13 protein-coding genes and 3 pseudogenes are annotated in these 16,627 nt (G+C 64.8%); 4 read left to right on the forward strand and 12 right to left on the reverse strand.

Going from position 1 to position 16,627, the window contains the following annotated elements:
- Nucleotides 1–264: transposase (locus FKR81_RS42240; protein ID WP_186763505.1), on the forward strand; the 264-nt coding region annotated here is incomplete at its 5' end.
- Between the two features lie 280 nt (nucleotides 265–544).
- Here FKR81_RS42240 and FKR81_RS42245 read toward each other — a convergent pair.
- From FKR81_RS42245 to FKR81_RS42255, 4 genes and pseudogenes are all read right to left on the reverse strand, one after another.
- A complete protein-coding gene (locus FKR81_RS42245; RefSeq protein ID WP_235922232.1) occupies nucleotides 545–1,888 on the reverse strand; it encodes an LCP family protein in 1,344 nt (447 codons plus the stop codon).
- Between the two features lie 235 nt (nucleotides 1,889–2,123).
- Nucleotides 2,124–2,261: a hypothetical protein gene (locus FKR81_RS44195; RefSeq protein WP_186763506.1), complete on the reverse strand. Its 138-nt coding sequence runs from the start codon at nucleotides 2,259–2,261 to the stop codon at nucleotides 2,124–2,126.
- 338 nt (nucleotides 2,262–2,599) lie between these two features.
- Nucleotides 2,600–2,815, reverse strand: a pseudogene (locus FKR81_RS46170) (hypothetical protein); the annotation flags it as partial.
- Between the two features lie 45 nt (nucleotides 2,816–2,860).
- A complete protein-coding gene (locus FKR81_RS42255) occupies nucleotides 2,861–3,043 on the reverse strand; it encodes a hypothetical protein (protein ID WP_146361111.1) in 183 nt (60 codons plus the stop codon).
- Between the two features lie 1,813 nt (nucleotides 3,044–4,856).
- Here FKR81_RS42255 and FKR81_RS42265 point away from each other — a divergent pair.
- A complete protein-coding gene (locus FKR81_RS42265; RefSeq protein WP_146361113.1) occupies nucleotides 4,857–4,952 on the forward strand; it encodes a bacteriocin in 96 nt (31 codons plus the stop codon).
- A gap of 592 nt (nucleotides 4,953–5,544) precedes the next feature.
- Here the strand turns inward: FKR81_RS42265 and FKR81_RS46280 are convergent.
- The 4 genes and pseudogenes from FKR81_RS46280 to FKR81_RS46180 form a co-directional block, all read right to left on the reverse strand.
- Nucleotides 5,545–6,132, reverse strand: coding sequence for an ATP-binding protein (locus FKR81_RS46280; protein ID WP_235922233.1), 588 nt, complete (start codon nucleotides 6,130–6,132; stop codon nucleotides 5,545–5,547).
- 182 nt (nucleotides 6,133–6,314) lie between these two features.
- Nucleotides 6,315–6,667: pseudogene (locus FKR81_RS42275) on the reverse strand (transposase); the annotation flags it as partial.
- A gap of 336 nt (nucleotides 6,668–7,003) precedes the next feature.
- Entirely contained in the window at nucleotides 7,004–7,144 is a 141-nt protein-coding gene (locus FKR81_RS44200; protein WP_186763507.1) for a hypothetical protein, read from the reverse strand.
- 25 nt (nucleotides 7,145–7,169) lie between these two features.
- Nucleotides 7,170–7,367 carry a transposase gene (locus tag FKR81_RS46180; protein ID WP_146361127.1) on the reverse strand — a complete coding sequence of 66 codons (198 nt, stop codon included), beginning with the start codon at nucleotides 7,365–7,367 and terminating at the stop codon, nucleotides 7,170–7,172.
- 26 nt (nucleotides 7,368–7,393) lie between these two features.
- Between FKR81_RS46180 and FKR81_RS42285 the strand changes: the two genes are divergently transcribed.
- Together FKR81_RS42285 and FKR81_RS42290 are read left to right on the forward strand one after the other, a co-directional pair.
- Complete coding sequence (locus FKR81_RS42285) at nucleotides 7,394–7,921, forward strand: transposase (protein WP_146361115.1); 528 nt, start codon at nucleotides 7,394–7,396, stop codon at nucleotides 7,919–7,921.
- A 258-nt stretch (nucleotides 7,922–8,179) separates the two neighbouring features.
- Nucleotides 8,180–9,145 carry a hypothetical protein gene (locus FKR81_RS42290; RefSeq protein ID WP_146361117.1) on the forward strand — a complete coding sequence of 322 codons (966 nt, stop codon included), beginning with the start codon at nucleotides 8,180–8,182 and terminating at the stop codon, nucleotides 9,143–9,145.
- Between the two features lie 472 nt (nucleotides 9,146–9,617).
- Here the strand turns inward: FKR81_RS42290 and FKR81_RS42295 are convergent, their stop codons facing one another.
- The 4 genes and pseudogenes from FKR81_RS42295 to FKR81_RS45505 all read right to left on the reverse strand — a co-directional run.
- Nucleotides 9,618–12,593 (reverse strand): NHLP bacteriocin export ABC transporter permease/ATPase subunit, encoded by a 2,976-nt coding sequence (locus FKR81_RS42295; RefSeq protein ID WP_146361119.1) that lies wholly within the window; start codon nucleotides 12,591–12,593, stop codon nucleotides 9,618–9,620.
- On the reverse strand, nucleotides 12,590–14,815 hold the full coding sequence (locus FKR81_RS42300) for an NHLP family bacteriocin export ABC transporter peptidase/permease/ATPase subunit (protein ID WP_328593202.1): 2,226 nt from the start codon (nucleotides 14,813–14,815) through the stop codon (nucleotides 12,590–12,592). The genes FKR81_RS42295 and FKR81_RS42300 overlap by 4 nt, the downstream gene beginning before the upstream one ends.
- Nucleotides 14,812–15,567, reverse strand: coding sequence for an HlyD family efflux transporter periplasmic adaptor subunit (locus tag FKR81_RS42305; RefSeq protein WP_146361121.1), 756 nt, complete (start codon nucleotides 15,565–15,567; stop codon nucleotides 14,812–14,814). The genes FKR81_RS42300 and FKR81_RS42305 overlap by 4 nt, the downstream gene beginning before the upstream one ends.
- Nucleotides 15,568–16,448: 881 nt before the next feature.
- Nucleotides 16,449–16,627: pseudogene (locus FKR81_RS45505) on the reverse strand (flavodoxin-dependent (E)-4-hydroxy-3-methylbut-2-enyl-diphosphate synthase); the annotation flags it as partial.

A 16,627-nucleotide genomic window follows, 5' to 3' on the forward strand; every position in this document is an offset into this window, starting at 1 on the left:
AACCTGCAGGTGCATGTCTCTGCTGCCATGCGCGTCCTGATAGCCGCCCGGCCCTGGCTGCGTGTCTACACCCTCCCGTCCTACGCGCCCGAACTCAACCCGGTCGAGACCGTCTGGTCCCACCTCAAACGCAGCCTGGCCAACCTCGCCGCCGGCAACATCACCCACCTGGCCGGTCTCGCCAAGAACCGCCTCAAGAAGATGCAGTACACCGACGGCCTCATCGACGGATTCCTCAAAGGAACCGGACTGCCGCCCCCGTGAATCACCCAGACCTCGATGCTTCAAGGTCTGTAGTAACCACGGGTCTCGCACAGGTAAGGCTCAGGGTTGCGCCCGTTCGAATGCCCGTTCAGCCAGGTTCAGTGCCTCAGCGCAGCCTCGTTCGTCTTCGAGGCTCGCGAGCCCGTGCTTCCATCGCGAGGAACATCGCGGCAGCGGTAGATCCACCAGTGCTTCTGGCCGCGGAGGTGTGCGTGACTCTGCTTGACGCGCACGGCACAACGGCTGGAGCCGCCGGGTTGTCCGACGGCTCCAGCCGGTCTCAGTTCACGCAGGGGGTGTCGTTGGCGGTGATCGGGGGTGGGGTGTTCGGAGATGCTGTCGGTCGTGGCGCTTTAGTGTCGGGTTTTGGGTAGTCGCGGCCGACGTATACCCGCACGTGTTTGTCGGGCAGGGTCTCGTCGAGCATGGTGGGCATGCCGCCCAGGCCCTGTTGCACGGCGACCGCGTCGGCCTCGCCGCCGCGGCCGTAACGCACCACGGACTTGACCAGCCGTTCGGCGTTGGCCGTGTCGCCCTGCGCATAGCCCAGCGAGGCCAGTGCCCGCAGCGCCTGGCCCGCGAGTCCGGGCACACCGGAGGCGTTGATCACCTCGACGGCGACCGACGCACCAGCGGGCGCCGGCGGCCCGTCCAGCGCGCTGACGAATCGACGCACCGCCGCGTCGTCGACCTCGACGGCCAGACCGTCCTGCTCGGTGCGCAGCCCAGGGTTGCCGGTCGGGATCGTGCGGAACGACATGTTCCCGCCCGCCAGGTCGCTCATCCGCACCGCGAAGTCGGTGATGTCCCAGCCCTCATCGATCACAACAGACTCGGTGACCGCCCGGATCAGATCGGCGCGCTTCGCCGAATCGGCCAGCACCCCGGCGGACAGCATCTTCTTCGCCAGCCCCGCCATGAACACCTGCTGACGCACCACCCGATCGAGGTCACCCAGCGGCAACCCGGCCCGCTGCCGCACGAACGCCAGCGCATCACGCCCCTCGAGGCTCTGCCGCCCAGCCGGCAGGTTCACACCCGACGACCTGTCGTTCACTGGCGCCCTCAAACACACCTCCACACCACCGACCACCTTGGTGATCTCGTAGAACCCGGCCAGATTCACCTCGGCGTAGTGGTCGACCCGCACACCGGCCAGGCCCTCGACGGTGGCGATGAGGTTCTTGGCGCCCTCCCGGCGCGCGTCGAGCTCGCCGAGGTCGTTCTTCAGTGCAGCGTTCCTGCCGTAGGCGTAGGCGGAGTTGATCTTGTGTCGGCCGAACCCGCCCGCGATCTCCACGTACGAGTCGCGCGGGAAGGACACCGCGAACGCCTTGCCGCTGTTGTTCGGGATGTGCACCATGATCAACGTGTCGGTGTTGAGGCCGCCCGCCTCGCTGCCACCGGCCTGCAGCTCGCGCAGAACCTCTTGCGGCAGCGGGTTTCCTCTGGCGTCGGTGCGGCTGTCCACGCCGACGAGCATGACATCGAGCGACCCGTCCGCCGGACGCTCACCCACACTCGGCTCGCCCGCACTCGCTTCTTCGGCGATGACGTCCTGTGTGGTCACACCGGAGGTGAGTGCGGTGAGGTTGTGCCACGTGACGCCGGTGGTGACGAGCACCAGCGCGGAGGCAATCCCGGCTAGGGTCTTGCCCGCGGTGGAAGCGATCCTTCGGGCGCTGCGTGGTCGGTGTTGTTCCATGTCGACAAACACGGCTCAGGTGTGCTCTGGGGTTCGTTGTGTGCAAAGGAAGAGAGTGGCCCGGCGGTGAGGAGTGCGTGCGGGGGAGCGCACTCCACTCACCGCCGGGCCCGGTGCGCCGAGTCCCGGGGGAGGCGGGGGACACGGCGAGGTATCAGTATTCGGAAACGAGCCGACTCGATCCGTCGGGAGCGACCTCGATGCGCACGGCGTAGCGCTCGCGGTCCAGCATGATCGCCTCGACGAGGTCGCCCGACGACATCGTGTGCTGCTGCAACACCTCCGGGATCACGGCGTGGTGGTCCTCATCGTGCCCTGTCCGACATGCGCTCGTCGTCGAGTGAGATGGCACCGGCTCGGGTCACCAGTACCTCGTGGCAACGCGACGCCGTCACCACGGGACCTGACATGATGCGCTCTGGAATCCACACACCACCAACACGTTCGCGAGCTCGCACAAGGTTCATAAGTTCTTACGTGATCGAGTTTGGTGTCCGAGATACGGCCATGGCTCCGTGGCGCTTCAGGGACTGGGCTCGTGCTGCACTCCTCAGCAGTACGGCGGACGCTGCGGACCCGGTTGCGCGGTGAATGCGGCCATGTCGGCGTCCTTCAGATAGCGGCGTGGGGCTAGTGAGGTCGCTGCTGATCCTCTTGCTGGTCAACCCGCGGCGCAGGTCGACCGGCAAGAGTTACTTCGCGGCCCGAGAGAGATTGTGGGTCACCCGTGCGGCCACGTGGGCACGCGACCGGAGGTACAGCTGGGTGCGCATGTGGTCGAGGGTGGCCTTCGACCGTGCGTTCGGAGATCCGCCGTTGCCTGGCGATTTCGATGTTGGTCTTGCCGCGTGCGACGAAGGCCCACTTGTTGCTCGCGTTCGGTGACCGAGCTCAGGCGATCTGTGGTGCCTCGCCTGTTGGGCGCTGGCGTACGGCGAGATCGACGACGGTGGTGACGTCAGACAGGTGTCGACCCTCGTCGAGGTGGTGGTCGACGCCGAATGACAGCATCCCAGAACTGATGGTGGCGAGTTCGACGCTGACGTACCTCGCCCAGCTCGCGTCGCAGATCATGTCGTTCGTCGTCTCAACCGTTCGGCCGCATGAGCGAGGTCTCTGGCAGAGGGGTTCATCGACCAAGAAGAAACTGAATACCGGAGACCTCGTGGACACCCTAGCGGTGGCGGGACATTCCGGCGGTGTATGGATCGTGGGCGGGCGGTCCACGGACAGTTCCGGCGCTGGCAGCGTGCTGGTGTCTGGCAGGCGATCTGGATGTCAGCGTGGACTCCGCGATCGCGCGGGCGCATCAACATGCCGCTGGTGCGCGGAAAAAGGGGGATCTGCAGGCCGAGTCGCAGGGAGGGATCAGCACTGAGCCTGATGATCACGCGCTGGGCCGCTCGCGCGGCGGCTGGACCACGAACTGCATCTGGGCTGTGAGCAGGGACAGAATCCGCTGTCGATCGTGCTGACGGCCGGCCAGCGTGGGGCCAGCCCGCGCAGTTCATTCCCTGGCTGCGCGGCATCCAGGTTCCCTAGCTGACTGGCGGTCGGGCCCGGATCCGCCTGGTCGTGTCCTGGCCGACGAGGCGTACACGTCGAAGGCCAACACCAGCGTCGAGGGATCCCGAGCAAGGCCGATCAGGATGCGCGCCGCAAAGCCCAGGGGGCGAAGGGCGATCGTCCACCGGGCTTCGTCCCGAAGGGTCTACAGGCAGCGCCACGCCGCTCGAGTGCAGCATCAACCGGCTCAAACGCCACCGCGCCGTGGCCGTCCGCTACGACTGCCGTCCGCTACGAAGCCACTGTCCACATCGCCGCGATCAACGAATGGCTCTGACCGACTTCGATACAGCAGTGTCTTGCCGGCAGCCGTCCGTGGTGCTGTACCTGGTCAAGCGCGACCCGGCTCGTGCTGCACACGTCGATCGTGACGCCGCCGCACACCTGATCGCGAGCGTCGCACCGCCCACCGGAGGCGTGTTCCGCTGGTTCTTCTGGTCTCCGACGGCCGTCGCCACTGGACCTTCTCCATCGACAGTCGCACACGCGGTCGATTGCGGGAACCAGCAACGATCGCTGGTGCAAGGAGACGGCTCAGCGCGCCGCACATCGAGCAGCGTGCGGGCGAAGAGACCCAGGTACCGCAACAGTCGACCGCTGCACGGCTTGACCGTCTCGAAATGAGAAGATCACTGGGTGGGTTCTCGTCGCAAAGCTGCACCTCGTGGTGCTTCCGCAGCAGGTCGATTTCCTGGACGACCAGGCATCCGCGTCAGATCCTGACGGCGTGATCGAGCAAGCCGCTGTCGCCGACTCGACGACTGCAGGCAGACGAGCGATACCCGTCTACTGGAACGTTGCTTGCAAAGCATACCGGGATGATGCGCGCTGGCTACCAAGTCTGTGAGCACGGGTCTTCGTAGCACTGATCGTTACGTAACGCAGTCCGCCCTTGTTGGCCGCTGTAGTCGTGAAATGTCTCAAGTGTGAGCCCATCTGGCAGCTGGGCCAGTGCACCTGAGCGACTCTGACCTGTACCGACGTCGCGCGTGGCAATAGTGCAGGAGCCTCGCTTCTCCGTTGCGGACAACACGCCAATGGTTGGCACGCCGGACTCGCTGATCGCCACGACCTGCGTGTATGTGCTGAGAGGTGATCTGTTGTGTAACGACCGTGATTTCCCTGATGGCCAAGCCCGGTCTGAGCTGAAACTCTCTTGTCATCGACCGAGCGGCAAGCGTGCAAGTGCTCTGCGGACGCTGGTTCGACGACTAGGGAAACACCCAGAACGGGATGTCGAGTCTGTGCAGAGGGCGCCCTCTCCCCGCGTGCCTTTCCTGCCGACTCCCGTGAGATCCGGTGAAACCGAAAGGTGAAGATCATGAGCGAGATGAACACCCGCGTCGAGAAGCGCGAACTGACCGAGTCCGAGCTGGCGGAGATCGCTGGCGGCTACCGGGGCTCCAGCGGTGCGTGATCCGCAGTAGGGTTAAGGTGACATCCTGGTGGACCGAGTGCTCCATACGCATTCGGTCCACCAGGACCGCGTCACTAGTGAAACACACCGGACTGAGGGCGCCAAACCGTGGAGTTTCGTCGTAGCGTGCTCGACACATTGGACGGACCGGAAGACCTGGACGGTCTGGTCCGGTTGATCAGCACTCGAGCTTGGCTCGTGCTGGTGAGTCCTCGTGCTGGTGAGTCTGGGCCTGGTTGTCGCGGTGGGCAGTGTCTGGGGATTCACCGATTCGCTGCCGCGTAGCTTGATGGGACCGATGTTTTCGGCGGCACTCCGCAGGTGTTCGCGGTCCGGAGCACTGCAGACGGGCCGCGGGTGCTCGTCACAGTCGCGACGACATCAAGGCGGGCATGGCCGGTCGGGTGGTGGCGGTGCCGGTGGGTTGGGCCAGGTCGTGATGAGTGGTACGACTTTGGCGAGCCTAGCTCGTGTCGAGGGCAGCGCTGGCCCGCTGTCGGCTGTCGTTCTCCTGCCTGCGGCTTGAGGAACAGCGGTCCAGCCGGAATTGATGTGGATCTGACTGTCCAGTCGATATCAAGGGACCGCACCTTCACTGTGTCGTTCGGTGTGCAGTTGACGGTGACTGGGCGGCTTTTAGGTGCTTGACGATAGACGAGATGCGGATATCGGACTGGCGGGAGACGTCGCCGGGTTGTTGATGGGGGTGCATACTGTTCTGTCGGATAATGGCAGCACGTTGTCGGGTGGGCAGCGTCAGCGGTTGATGTTGGCGCAGGCGTTGATCCGCAGGCCTCGTTTGTTGTTCCTTGATGAGGCGAGCAGTGCGCTGGACAACACGACGCAGCAGATTGTCACTCACAGTACGCGTGTTCTGCGGGCGACCCGGATCGTGATCGCTCATCGGTTGTCGATGGTCATGACGGCGGATCGGGTTTTGGTTCTTGCGGAAGGCCGGGTGGTCCAGTGCGGGGCGCCTGAGGAGTTGCTCAATGATCCTGACGGGTTGTTCTACCAGTTCGGGTGCCAGCAGTCGGTCTGACATGGCGGTGATGTGCTTGTGGTGCGCGAGTTCGCGATCGGGGAATCCTCCGTCGGGTCTCGGTCCTACCTGCAACCTGCTGTCGGCCAGTTCCACCCGTTCCCGCATCCCGGCCAGGCCGAAGCCGGACTCGACCATGGAGACATGCGCAACGCGCGGCGTACACCGGGCGTGTTGCGCACCGCTACCGTCAGTTCCGATTCCGTCACGCCGAGGCTGAGACGCATCCCGGCGGGAGCGTGCTTGACAGCGTCCGTCAGGGCTCCTGCACCAGGCGGTGGGGGACGGGAGCTATTGTCGAGATTTGTGGATCAAGATCTTTAGGTGGCTTCTTCGTCGGGTCGTTCGACCAGGTTGTCGTTGACGAAGGTGGCGCTGGCTTGGACGAGCGCGACGAGCTGGGGTGCGTTGACCGCGCGCTGGCGGGTCTGGGCTGACTCGATGAGCTTGAACGCCATGGCCAGTCCGGCGGCGCGTGAGCCCGGTCCTTTGGTGACCTTGGTGCGATGGCGCACGGTGGCGAAGGTGGACTCGATCGGGTTCGTGGTGCGCAGGTGGATCCAGTGCTCAGCCGGGTAGTCGTAGAACGCCAGCAGCTCGTCGAATCGTCGGTGATCTTGGCGACCGCCTTGGGAAACTTCGCGCCATAGGCGACATCGAAGGCCTTCATCGCGTCCAGGTCCGCTCGGCGCTGCCGACGTGGCGTCAACACCGTTGCCGCACACCGTTTCACATACGCGTAGTAGCCCGAGGCGGACACCTTCAGCAGTCGCGCCATGCGCCGGACCGCGAACCGCCCGTCCTCCGGGTCTGCGGTGCCGGTCGCGCCGGTCACGCCGGCGATGTCGTCAGGGCCGGCGTACTTGGCCATCAGAGCGAACCGTTCCGGTTCTTCTGCATCGCGGCAAAGTACGCCGAGGCTGAGATGTGAATCCCCAACGCACCGCAAGCACACGTCAGCGAACTGTCCAGGCGCTGCCTTGACAGTTGAGAGGGAGCCGTCGAGTGGCTATGTGGGGTCGGGTTCGACGGTGACCTTCATACCGAGCGCTTCCAGCTGCTTGACCAGACGGTTGGTGCGATGCCCGATGGAGAACCAGCGGGCGGCCCAGTCCTGGCCGAGTTCCCGAAATGGCACCTGGTCGCGCACGATGTGCCAGTAGGCGCCCAGGATGTCATGGGCGGGTGGCGCCGATCGCCTTGGCCGTGCCACGCCGGCTGCGGATCTGGGCGTGGTGCGCGGCCAGGTAGGTGCCCTTGCCGCGAGCAGCGGCCTGCGCGGCCTGGGTCAGCGCAGTGCGCAGCCACTTCGACCCGGGACGGGTCGCACCGCTGAACCGCTTGCCACCAGAGGCATTGTTGCCTGGGCAGATCCCTGCCCACGACGCGAGGTGCCTGGGTGACCGGGAAACGGTTGCGGGTCAACGTCATGTCTGCGGTCGCCCCCCGCGCGTTGTGGTTCACCGTGTTCACCGGCCGGTTCACCGCGCCCGTGTTCACCGCCTTCCTCGACCGCGTGGCACGCCAGGCCGAGCGGAAGGTGCACGTCATCGCAGACCGGCACCCGGTCCACCGCAGCCGCGCCGTCCGCACCTGGCTCGCCGCCAACACCGAGCGGGTCGAACTGCACCTGATGCCCGGCTACAGCCCCGAACTCAACCCCGACGAACTACTCAACGCCGACCTCAAACGCACGTCAACGCCTCCCGCGCCCGCACCGCCGACCAACTCGCCCACGAAACCCGACGCTTCCCGCACCGCCGTCAGCATCAGCCGCGCATCGTCCGCGGCTACTTCCACGCCCGGCACGTCCGCTACGCCATCATGTAGGCAACCAAACAGTTTCGGCTCAATAACTCGGTGTCCACTGCCTGGGGTGAACCTCATTCTGCCCGCTCGGGGGTCTCCTCGAGCGTCGGACGACTGAATGTTGCGTTGGCCTCGGCGGCATGGGCTAACGAGGGTTGAGCGTGTGGAGCCGAGCGGAACTGCAGGCCTACCGGAACAGCGGAGGGGTGACAAGGGGTTGTCACAGACTCATCGCCACGCATCGGACAGAACCCTTCCGTCGGTGCGGCACGTGTGAGAAGTGACCCCATGTTCGCAGGCAATAGGAGTGCCGCGCATGCCCCCGAACCCTCCCGGCACCGACGAACTGCTCCAACTCGAGAAGAGGCTGCCCTCGATGACGCCCGAGCAGCGGGCCGCCGAGCTGAGCAACATCGGGCAAGCTGGACGCGAGTTTCTGGCGTCCCATGAGCAGTTCGTGGACAAGATGTCGGCGGCCTTGCCGGCGAAGGAGTTTGCGAAGGTCGCGGCTCAACTGATGGTGCGGGTACCCGGGATGGTGGATCAGCCGGTGTCGGCGCGACGAGAGGCCGAGTCACAGCTCTCTCGAATGTTGCAGAACCCGAGCGTAGCGGCGCGGATGCTCAAGCAAGGCAACCGTGCGGTGGTCGTTCCCAAGAGCGTGCCGATGACTGCTCTGCCGGAGTACAGCAAGTGGAAGGACACTCAAACTCCCGACCTCCGCCCGTGGAACGAAGTGCGGGGGCTCGGCGGGTTCATCACGGCCATCACCGAGGAGAACCTCCTCGGTGACACGACGACAGTCGGTGTACACGAGTCACCCTATCCCGACGGCTACTCCACAACGACACACGAGTTCGCCCACACGATCCACGAATACGGGCTCGATCCGGTGGCCAAGCAGCTCATCACCATGGCCTTCCAGAGCAAACACCAGCAGGCGCAAAAAGATCCGTATGGTGTGGAATGGCCGGACGGCCCGCCGTTCCACGTTGTGACGGGTGCCCCGGTGTGGAGCTATGGGGCGAGGAACGAGCAGGAGTACTTCGCACAGGTCACCAACGCTTACCTGAGCACGAACACTGGTACAGATCCGTACACCGGGCAGCCCCGCAACAACGGACCGGGCTGGGTGCGACAGCACGAGCCGGAACTGTTGCGGTTCATGGAACGGCTGTACGGTCCGGATCCACAGGCTGTCCACACCGCGCAGGCCAACCCGGTCGACAAGAAGCAGGCAGCGAACGACATGTACGCCGGCTACCGCGCCTTCATGGTCAACGTCGGCGCCTGGTCCGCAAGCAGCTCGCACAACACCTCGCGCTCGGTTTCGCGACGTTGAATTCTCAGCAGGATTCCAACTGGTCTCCGCCACCCCCAGCGGTAGACTCGGTCGTCGCTGCCACGGCTTCTATGAAGGCGCCGGGCTACGCCTCCGGCGCAGGATCGATCGCGAGCTCATCCCAGCTGCCGCCTTCCGTGAGACCTGTGGAGCAGGCACAACCACTGATCATGTGACTGAGTCACGCGCAGGGATTGCTCACCTCAGGTAGGCCGGAAGCTGTTCTTCCACGATCAGGGTAGATGCTCCAGCGAAGTCCTCGTGTTCCACTCGCCGCCCCGTACAGTCGACACGTGACAGTTGACGACAACATGTCTCGCGTAGCAGTCGATCAGTGCCGATCCCGTCGCCCCGTTGTCGCCCGCACCACCCGTGTGCCTCACGTGTTGCTCGACTGCCGCTGACCGAGTAGCTCGTCGTCGCGGCAAGCTTGGCTCTCTCTTGGCCAGCGCGCGTTTGAACAGTTGCCTTGTCAGACTGACTGCTGACGCGCAAGCTGGTGGAAAAGTCCTTCTGAATCTTTGAGCAGTTCATCGGGTGGTCCACATTGGACCACCCGTCCTTCTGCGAGGACGAGGACTCGGTCCGCTGTCATGATGGTCGACAGGCGGTGGGCGATGACGACCCGAGTTGCTTGCAGGGCTTGCGTGCTGTTGGTGACGACCTGTTGTGTCGTGTTGTCCAGCGCACTGGTGGCCTCGTCGAGGAACAACATGCGCGGTTTGCGAATCAATGCCTGAGCGATCATCAAACGCTGACGCTGTCCACCTGACAGCGTGTTGCCGTTGTCCGATAGAACGGTGTGAACACCCATGGGCAGGTCGGCGATGTCATCGGCGAGGCCCGACATCTGCACGGCCTCCCGCACCTCGTCCATGGAGTAGGCTTCTGCGCCCCTGATGTTGGCGAGGATGGAACCGGTGAACGGCTCGGCATGCTGCAGGACGACGCCGCATTGGCCGCGCACGGCTGTCATGTCTAGGTCCGCCAGGTCGTGGTCGTCGTAGCGGACACTTCCGGAGACAGGACTGTCGAACCCGACGAGCAACCGAAGCAGACTGGACTTGCCGCTGCCGCTCGGTCCCACCACGGCGAGGAACTCTCCGGGCCGGATCTCCACCGAGACATCGTCCAACACGAGAGGACCGTCTGGTGAGTAACGGTAGGAGACGTTGCGCAGCTCGATCGCACCGGACAGTTCACCGGGGTGCCGCTTGGCCGAACTGACCTCTGGTTCCTCCGTGAGAATCGGTTCCAGTTGCCCGAACAGTGGAATCACCGCCCCCGCTGACGTCAGTGCACCGATGAGCTGTCCGGTCGCCGCGAGTTGCGCGGCGAAGGACACGGTGAACGTGAGGATCCCGTCCGCGGACATGGCGTTGCGGGCCGGTCCGAGGAGCAGCATCAGCAACATGAGGGTGCAGAACGGCACGTACGTTTTGTCGAAGACCGTGACGACGTTCTGCAGCCTCTGCACCCGCTGCCGCAAGTGCTCGCTGCGGACGAAGGCCTCAGCCCACTGGGCATACGCGTAGCCTTCCGCCGCCGCGGTCCTGAGCTTCGGCAACCCGCGCAGAGTCTGATAGACCCTGTTGGTCAACGCGTTCTCCAACTTGGCGTGCGCGCGCTGCCAAACCACCAGTTTCTTCGCAATACTGACGAACACCAGAACGCTGACGGAGGCCAAGCTGGCCGACAGCAACGCGAGCGGCACGTTGTACCAGAGCTGGAGGGCCAGGTTGACCACCGTGAGCAGCACAGCCTGGACAGCCGTCATGGCCAATCCCGAGATCAGCTCGCCGATCCTGTTGACGCTCAACGCCGCGCTCGCGAGCTCACCCGTCGAATAGCGATTGAAGAAGCCACTTGGCAAGTGCAGCATTCGATCCCAGACACCCGCCTGCACCGCGACCTCGAAGCGACCCTCGAGTCGCAACACCGCGAGGTTCTGCACGACACCGAACACCATCGCCACGACTCCCGCGGCGACCACTGCGAGGCACGCCTGGACGATCAGCGAACGTTGGCCGTCCGGAACGAAGTCACCGAGGATGCGGCCGAACGCGATCGGTACCAGCAAGCTGAGCGTGACTGCGACGGTACCGCTCATGACGAGCCTGAGCAGATCAGATCTGCACCCGTGCAGACCGAACACGAGCAACTTGCGCATGGATGTGACATCATCCGGCAACGGACGGTAGAGGGTGATGCCGACGGGTGCCAGGAGGGCCGCAGTCGCCGCGGTGACCGGAGTTCGTTCTTGGCGGGCCGGATCGACGATCACATAGCCCCTGTCTTGGCGCAGAAGCGCCACAGGTGCACCGTTCTCCTGAAGGTGGCCCACGATCGGGCCGATGTCGGTGCGCCACCAGGTTCCACGCAGGCGCACCGACCGGTGTGGGATGCGCGCTGCACGCACGATTCGCAAAGCCGGTGGGAGGCGGCGGTCGCCGAGGACTGGTCGGTTCCGGATGCGGTCGATGCCCGCGGCCTCGGCGACGAGCCTGACCGCGTCGAGCGCAATGCGATCGCCTGGGGTTCCCTCATCGATCGAGTCGTGTTCGACGATGGGTGGGGTGCCGTGTGCATCAGGCTCGGAGGGGCTCACGTCGACCGGCACGTCGATGGGCGCGGATTCGGCGTGTTCACGCACCACCCGCACTGCTTCGATGAACACCGTCTTGCCGGCATCACGGCCAGCGGTCAGCATCGCCTCGTCCTGGCCGTGTTGCTCTTCGAGCCGTCGCTGGAGTATCCCCATCAGATAGGTCATTCGGCTGCCCAGCTGCTGCCAGAGGATGCCGTCCTCGAGCAGATCGAGCGTGGTGTGAGCGCTCACCATCGCCTGCGGGGCTCCGCAGAAGGTGCCTCGGCCGCTGACCGGAAAGACGGCAGTGCCGGCTCTGAGCAACATGCCGTCGCTGCTGGCCAGTCGACCCTGCTCCACCTTGATCCAAGCGATGTCGTCCACGACACGTCCGTAGTGGCCCTCGTGCAGGACCAGCCCTTCGCCGGACGGTAGAGCGATGGTGGCAGCTTGGGCCAAGGACAGGTCTGGCCGCAGTGCGTCCAACAGGATCCGCAGGCCCACGTCAACACCGCTAGCCAGATCACGGCGCAGCGCTTCGTCGCCGTGCCGGCGTGCCTCGTCCAGTTCGGTCATTTGGACGCGGCGCAGGTGACAATCCGCGGATGGCCTGCCGACCAGAACGTGATCGTTGTTCTGCGGTGAGCCTGGTACCAAGGTTCCTGTGGTTGCCCGGCCGAGGAAGGTCCACCGGCCACTGCCGCCACCGGCCGCCGCGAAGAGATCGAACGTGCCGCCGGTGACCATCCACATGGTCGCCGCCTCACCGAGCGGAAGCCTCGTGACCCCGGTGCACTCGACCTGATCTCCCCACTCGGCCAGGGCGAGGCGGTCGTCACCGACCCCCATCAGTTCGGTCATTGGTGGCGTCCGTTCGCCAGGCCGGCATAGTGTCCATCGAGAGCGATCAGTTCGTGGTGGACACCGCGCTCCACCACTCGCCCATGATCGAGGACGATGATCTCGTCGCTGTTCCGCACGGTGCTGAGCCGATGTGCGATCACCACGCACGCGCATCCGCGGCGACGCAGGTTGTCCTCGATCACGAGCTCGGTCTCCGAGTCCAGTGCACTGGTCGCCTCATCGAGAACGAGCAGACTCGGGGAACGGACGAGCGCTCGTGCGATCTCCAGGCGTTGCCGCTGCCCACCGGAGAAGTTGCGACCGTCTTGCTCCACCTTGGCGTAGATGCCACCGGGCAACCTCGCGACCACGTCGTAGACCGCGGCATCCCGCAGCGCCGCCACAACCGCAGCGTCGGGAATCGACGGATCCCACAGTGCCACGTTGTCGCGCACCGTTCCCTCGAACAAGTAGATCTCCTGATCTACAAAGGACACAGAGGCCGCCAGCACACTTCGGGGGATCGCCGCGTGTGGGCGCCCGTCCAATGTGATCTCGCCGCTCCACTGCTCGTAGAGTCCCGAGATCAACTTGACGGTCGTGGACTTGCCACTCCCCGACCCGCCTACCAACGACACGCGCTGACCGGGGCCTACTGTGAACGAGAGCTCACTGATGAGAGGCTCGCCCAGGGGGTTGTAGCCGAACGTCACGGAGTTGAACTCCAAATGACCGTTGAGACGGCTGATGTGCTTGGGTTCCGACCTGTTGAAGATATTGTCGACGGGAACGGTTTCCACATCTTTGATCCGCGTTATCTCCGCCTGCAGGTCTTGCACGTTGGCGGCGACACCGGTGAGGTCGGAGACAGGTCGGGTGAAGCTTGCGATGAGCGTCTGGAAGGCCACGAGCAGTCCGATCGCGATCGAGCCGTCGACGGCCCGCAAGCCTCCGAAAAGGAGTACCAGAGCACTGGCCAGTGTTCCCAACAGCGGGGCCACGGTCACGAAGACCGCAGTCGGGGTGAACAGCCGTTGCTGCGAGTTCACGGCGCTCGCCTGATGTCCCGCCCACCGCTGGAAGTGTCCGGCCTCGCCGCCGGTCGCCTTCAACGTCTCGATCAGGTGCAATCCGTCGAAGGAGGCCTCGTAGAACTTCGTGCGATCTGCGCTCAGCTTGGCCACCGCGCTCTCTCTTGACCTGATCACGACCTTCAACGCGATGAGATTGAGTACGACGACAACGATGCCCACGACCGCCAGTTCGGCGTCGTAGGCCCACATGAGACTCGCATAGCCGATGATGATCACAGCGTTGACCAGGATGTCAGCAGTGTCCTTGGTGGCGATCCTGGCGACTTCACCGTTGGCCTGCATCCGTTTGGTCACGTCTGCCGGACCGCGCTGGCTGAAGAAGCTCATCGGGATTCGCAGCACGTGACGGAGGAAGCGCGCGTGACTGAGGGCCGAGGTGACCAGCTGCATTCGCAGCAGGTAGCCCTGTTGCAGCGCGGTCAGGGCGAGCGTCATGACGATCCCCACCGCTATGGCGGCGAGTACCGGCACCTGGGCGGTGAAGCCGCCCCCCTGCAAGATCGAGTTGATGATGGCGGTGGTGAGGCTGGGCATCGCGATGCCGACGGCGACGAGCAACAGGCTCGCCAGCACACCGATCAGCAGGGCACCCGCGCCGCCACGCAGCCGTGAGCGCAGGTCGACCAGGAAGCTCGGCGGATGACCTCCGGGCTGAAAACCCAGGCCTGGCTTGAGGTCGAGGACGATGCCGGTGAACGCGCTGTCGAACTCCGCCATCGGCACGGTGTACCGACCGGTCGCAGGGTCATTGATGAACGCGACAGGCCGGCCGTAGCGGCGCCCGTTGCCTTCCCACACGAGGAAGTGCTCGAACTTCCAGAACAGGATGGCCGGCGCTCTGAGCTGAGCGAGGTCGTCGAGGTCCATCTGGGCGCCCTTGGCATCGAGCCCGTACTCACGAGCCGCCTTGATCAGGTTCGACGCTGTCGCTCCATCACGCGACACACCGCAAGCCAGCCGGAGCTCCTCGAGCGGGATATATCTGCGGTAATAGGCGAGGATGATCGCGAGCGATGCCGCGCCGCACTCCGTTGCCTCCATCTGCAGGATGGGACTGGTGCGCACATGCCCGAGCGGAGTTCGTCGTTCCGGACTCGGCCGACGGTGTCGCCCAGTGGCCGTCGATCCCTGGGTGTCCGTCGTCACGGCGACATCATTTCGATCGGGCTGACGGCAGGCAGATGAATCACCGCGCTGACTGAGGCACCGGTCAAAAGCTGGTTCGGAGGGCCCTGCTGCGTGGACCAGACGTATCCGCTTGGTGTCTCCCCGGTCGGGAGGAGCGCGACGAGGACCTTCAACACCGCTCCTTGCTCGGGGTGCTCGACGGGCTCGACGGACACCACCTTTCCGCGCAGCACACCGTAGGCAGTGGTTGGTACTGACTGGACGGTCAGGTCCACGTCACGTCCCGGCCTGGCCCCTGATCCCTGAGTAACGGGCAGGAGGACAACGGCTGACAGCTGGCCGGTGCTGCCGTCGACGCGAGCGAGGCTCGCGAGGGTCGTGCCGCTCACCACGACCTTGCCTGAGCTGACCGGAACCGCCACCACTCGGCCGGCCATGGCCGCCCTGACGGTTTGTACTCCGCTTGCGTTCGTCGTCACGGTCGCGATCGGTGCTCCTGCAGCTACCGTGTTCCCTGGTTTCACCAGCAGCTCGTCGAGACGCCCGTCTGCTGTGCTCTGTACCGCGAACACCTCTGGGGTACCGGCGAGGACTCCACTCGCGTCCATTTTGCGCGGCATCGAGCCGGAGAATCCCCACATACAGGCCACCACAACAACCAAGCCCAGACTCGCCAGCGCGAGCCAACCTCGAGTACTGGTCAGCCGGACAGGGCTGTCCAGGTCTTCCGGCCCCTCCAGTGCGTCAAGTGCGCTGCGACGAAACTCCACGGCTGAACGCCCCTCATCTGGTGTGGTTGACCAGCGACGCTGACAAGGCAGGCCGACTGTGCGCGGAATGCTGCACGGCACAGGTCATGATCTTCACCTTTCAGCGTCGCCCGATCTCACGGGGTATCAGCAAGTAGAGAAGCCGTAACGGAGCGCTCGCCCTGCCAGCAGCGGCTGATGATTCACTGTGGACGGCCCGCTCAGTCTGGGCGTCGACCTCTGTGTGGTTCGCGACGCCTGTGCGATCTTGACTTCACCAAGAGAATCGCAGCTCAGACCGGCCTGGCCATCCGGGAAATTCCGGGGCCGTTACGTAACGGATCCCTTGTGGGCTCAAACACGCAGGTCATGGAATTAGCAGATTCGTGGGAGTAACCGTCCACGTGATGTCGATGATTGAGCAGCCTCTCCTGCGCTGTTGCGATGAGCGACATCAGCACAGGCGGAAACCTCTCCGGCGCACTATCTGGCCAAGCCAGAGGCTTGAGAAGCGACACGACTGCTCCAGCCCAGCATTGGGGATGCGTTACGTAACGATCAAGCCACGGACAACCAGGGCTGCGGACTTGGCTCCGCGGCGCGCGATCGCGGTCGTCGGCGCGCACCCGGTCCAGCTCGCCCTGCCGCACCGCGAGGTCGGGCTTGATCGACGGGGCCGTGCCAGCGCCATCAGCGGCTGGTCCGCGCACCTCGTGGGCGGGGCGCACCTGTCCTGCTGCAGCTCCTCGTCCACGCGGCTGCCGCGCAGCGAGCGCCTGTCCGAGGCCCGCAGCTCGTCACCGAGACGCCACACAAGCGCGCACTGGCAGCCTCAGCACGTCCATCAGACTGCCAGACGGCACGGTCGGCTGGCAGTCTGATGGACGTGCCGATCAGCGATGTCAGCCGACGGAAACGACGGGGTCGCCGCTCTCTTCCATCTCCTCGGCGAGGCGCATGGCCTCTTCGATGAGGGTCTCCACGATCGCGTGCTCCGGGACGGTCTTGATGACCTTGCCCTTGACGAAGATCTGGCCCTTGCCGTTGCCCGAGGCGACACCCAGGTCCGCCTCGCGGGCCT

This window comes from Lentzea tibetensis (genome assembly GCF_007845675.1).
In the GTDB taxonomy this organism is placed as follows: Bacteria; Actinomycetota; Actinomycetes; order Mycobacteriales; family Pseudonocardiaceae; genus Lentzea; species Lentzea tibetensis.